Origin of the sequence: Caballeronia terrestris (genome assembly GCF_001544515.1) — a bacterium.
In the GTDB taxonomy this organism is placed as follows: Bacteria; Pseudomonadota; Gammaproteobacteria; order Burkholderiales; family Burkholderiaceae; genus Caballeronia; species Caballeronia terrestris.
The window spans coordinates 1-3,394 of sequence record NZ_FCOL02000205.1; the positions used below are offsets into that span (position 1 = coordinate 1).

5 protein-coding genes are annotated in these 3,394 nt (G+C 62.6%); all 5 read right to left on the reverse strand.

Annotated elements, in window-relative coordinates:
• Positions 1 to 36: 36 nt before the first annotated feature.
• Positions 37 to 1,236, reverse strand: coding sequence for a chromate efflux transporter (gene chrA, locus AWB67_RS35265; protein ID WP_087660532.1), 1,200 nt, complete (start codon positions 1,234 to 1,236; stop codon positions 37 to 39).
• Between the two features lie 81 nt (positions 1,237 to 1,317).
• Positions 1,318 to 1,767, reverse strand: coding sequence for a universal stress protein (locus tag AWB67_RS35270; protein WP_087660533.1), 450 nt, complete (start codon positions 1,765 to 1,767; stop codon positions 1,318 to 1,320).
• Between the two features lie 273 nt (positions 1,768 to 2,040).
• Positions 2,041 to 2,388, reverse strand: a complete 348-nt coding sequence (locus tag AWB67_RS40210) for a flavodoxin family protein (RefSeq protein WP_159965116.1) — start codon at positions 2,386 to 2,388, stop codon at positions 2,041 to 2,043.
• A 131-nt stretch (positions 2,389 to 2,519) separates the two neighbouring features.
• On the reverse strand, positions 2,520 to 2,681 hold the full coding sequence (locus AWB67_RS35280; RefSeq protein ID WP_235007808.1) for a hypothetical protein: 162 nt from the start codon (positions 2,679 to 2,681) through the stop codon (positions 2,520 to 2,522).
• Between the two features lie 6 nt (positions 2,682 to 2,687).
• Complete coding sequence (locus tag AWB67_RS35285; RefSeq protein ID WP_087660535.1) at positions 2,688 to 2,963, reverse strand: BON domain-containing protein; 276 nt, start codon at positions 2,961 to 2,963, stop codon at positions 2,688 to 2,690.
• Between the last annotated feature and the right edge of the window lie 431 nt (positions 2,964 to 3,394).

A 3,394-nucleotide genomic window follows, 5' to 3' on the forward strand; every position in this document is an offset into this window, starting at 1 on the left:
TAAAAGGCTCTTCGAGTTCCGGCCGGGGCCGCCGCTCTAATGCAAGGTGCTCTGCACAACACCGGCCAGCGCACTGAGCACGACGATGGCGAGGGGCGGGACCCTCCACCGCGTCAGCAGGAAGAAACCGCAAGCCGCGATAGCGAAGTCAGACTTCGATAGAACTGCGCTGGTCCAGACCGGTGAGTACAGTGCGGTTGCCAGGAGTCCGACGACTGCGGCATTCACTCCTGCAAGCAATGCAGTCATCGACGGACGTGCACGCAGTGCTCCCCAGTAGGGTAACGCCGCAAGCACAAGCAGGAGGCCCGGCAGGAAAATGCTCACAGTGGCAAGCAGTGCACCAGACCAGTGGTTCGGCGCTTGCATCATCATCCAACCCAGAAATGCAGCAAACGAAAACAAGGGACCCGGGACCGCCTGCGCAGCACCGTAGCCGGCGAGAAAGTCGTTCGAAGCAACCAGTCCGGCCGCGACAGTCTGCTGCTGCAGAAGCGGCAGCACGACGTGACCACCGCCAAACACCATCGCACCCGAGCGATAAAACGCTTCCATGACCTTGACGGCGGGACTTGCATGGAGGCTGGTTAGCAGTGGAAGTCCGAACAACAAGGCACTAAAGAGGATCAACGCGATGGCGCCTGCCGTGCGGGAAATACCGGATCCGTGGGTGCCCTGCGACACGCGAACGCTGTTTGATGTTGTCGCTGTTCGACACAACGCGAGTCCGAGCACGGCCCCGATGCTGATCACGATCAGTTGCGCATAGACAGTGGTCAGAATGCTCAGCACCGCGATGGCGGTGAGGGCGATAGCTGCGCGGCGGTGATCGGCACAAAGGCGCCGTGCCATATCCCACACTGCCTGAGCGACGACTGCGACGGCGACCAGTTTCAGACCGTGAACAAAGCCGCCGCCAAGCAGCCCGCCTAGACTCGGGGTGATGGCGGCAAAGCCGATTAACAGCATGACTGAAGGCAGTGTGAACCCGCACCAGGCCGCGAGTCCGCCAAGCCACCCCGCTCGCAAAAGACCGATCGAGAATCCCACCTGGCTGCTGGCCGGCCCTGGAAGGAACTGACAGAGCCCGACCAACTCGGTGAACGTTTCGTCGTCAAGCCAGCCGCGCCGTGCAACGAACTCGCGGCGGAAGTAGCCCAGATGTGCAATGGGGCCGCCGAAGCACGTCAGCCCGAGCTTGAGAAATACTGCGAGAACTTCCGCAACGTTACCCATTCGAATCGAGCATGGTAAAAGGGAGATCTGTGCCGTACGTCGTGTGTCACCGCGATCATCACTTTATTGTATACGGGCACCCTACTTGCTGCCGCTGCTCGGCTCCTCATGCATCAGCAGCACGGGGCAGCACGCGATCCGGGTGAGGCCTTCTGCCACGCTGCCAAACGCCATTCTGCGCCACCCCCGTCGTCCGGTCGTCCCCATCACCACGAGATCTGTTTGATGACTCTGCGCGTAGCGATTCAGGCAATCGGCGATGGTCTCGTGAATGTTATCCGTCTCGACCAATTGCACCTCGCACGGGACGACGGCCTGTTGGAGTTTCAGCCGCACGTCCTCGAGCATGCGCAGCCCTTCTTCGCGCAGTTCAGTTCGATGCGTCACTGGATAAGAATACGCCGTCGAAGCATCGAGAACGTGCACGACCCGGATTTGTGCCCGCCCGCCACCGGCGATCCGGATCGCTTCGTTCAAAGCGCGTTCAGACGCTTTGCTGCCATCCATGGGAACCAGAATCCTGCTGTACATGATGTAATCCCTCGTCGAGGTGTGCCGTGTCGCGTCCCGCCAGTCGGCGAATGAAGTCCGCTGCGTGCGTCGGCATCAGCGCGGCCTCAACGCAGAGAATGCAGAAGTAGCCCCAACCCGCCGTCTGCGGTTGGGGTAGGTTCCTGTCTCGTTCAGACGAAGAGATTCAACGCACGGCTTTCCTCGCCTTGCGGTGCGTTTCTTTGACTAATCGCACAGCGCGCGACGGGCTGCTTGGCCGCCAGTTCGCACAGTTCCTTGAGCGCGGATTCGCTACCGCGACCGGCGAGCGTGCAGAAAAATGCGACGCGCGGCAGCCGGCGCCGGTGCGTCGCGAGCCACGCGCGCACCGGCGCGCACCGGCGCGCTCACTCTGCCCGCCCAGACCGGCGTGCCGATGACGACCATGTGGTGTGCCGACAAATCATGTCGCATCGGCTCGATCGATGCGGACCGCCCCATCACCGAGTCGAGGACGCACCGCAGGGTCCCCAGCGTCCCCGACCGGTCGCTCCGATCGATGATTTCCTCGACATCCGCGTGCAGGGTCGTCGCCAGTGCGGCGGCAACCCTGCGCGTCGCTCCGGTGCGTGAAAAATAGACGATCAATACTCTCGACACGACTGCTCCCGCTGATCCTCTCAATGTCCCGAAACGGCGCGCCTGCCGGCTACACGCCAATGGTTTTCGTCAGCTTCAACCCGACCCAGACCATGCCCTCGCGCAAACCCGCGAGGATCGCGTCGCGCTCGCTATCGAAGGAAGCGCCCGGAGTGCCTGAAGCGATGTTCGAAGCGAAACCCCTTCGGATCCCGATGCTCCACGCGCAACTCGCACACGTAGCCGCCCGGCACGTCCAGCGTGTCGGCATGCACGCTCCAGTCCGCGCCGTCGATTTTTCCCGTGAGTGCCATGGTCCGTCACCTTCCTGATTCGACTTCGAGGTTGTCGGCTACCGCATGCACGCTACGCGTGGACCAGGCAGCACCGCGAGCCGTCTCGTGCTCGGCATGCGCGCCGATCGTACCCGTGAGCGTGACCGTGCCGTCGCGCGCGTCGACGACGGTGTGGTGCGCTTCCCGCCCGGCATGCCGGCTGAGCGCCTGCCCGATCCTCTCCCCGGTGGCTCCCGCAGCGAAGTCCGGCCGCGCCGTGATCTGATTGTCCACCGCCGTCACATCCCGCAAAGCTTTCATCGCACTCTCCTCCTGCTTTTCCAACTCTATCCGCACGTCGAAAATGGACCGAGGTGAATCGGCTTGCCCGTTTCCAGATCACCCATCGAACCACCCTCCGGCTCCCAACCGGGAACATCTCCGTTGAGGATGTCCAGATCGACGCTGCAGACCTTCGTGCACGGCATCGGACGACCGCGTGTGGGAGGGCCGCGAGTGCCGGCACGGGCCGTTCGTCGAGCAATTTTCGACGGTGACCGTGAAAGGCGCGTGCCTTCATGTCGATCTCCTCGAGGATGAAGAGCGCTTAGGCACAGGACCAATCTAGCCCCGCCTGGCCGTCGACGATTGATCTGCGTCAAGTCGCGCCCTCGTGTGGATATGGTTCGCTGCGCTTGATCTGAATCAACGGCGAAAGGCGGCCCGCTCGTAGAGTCGATGCGAACCGGGCG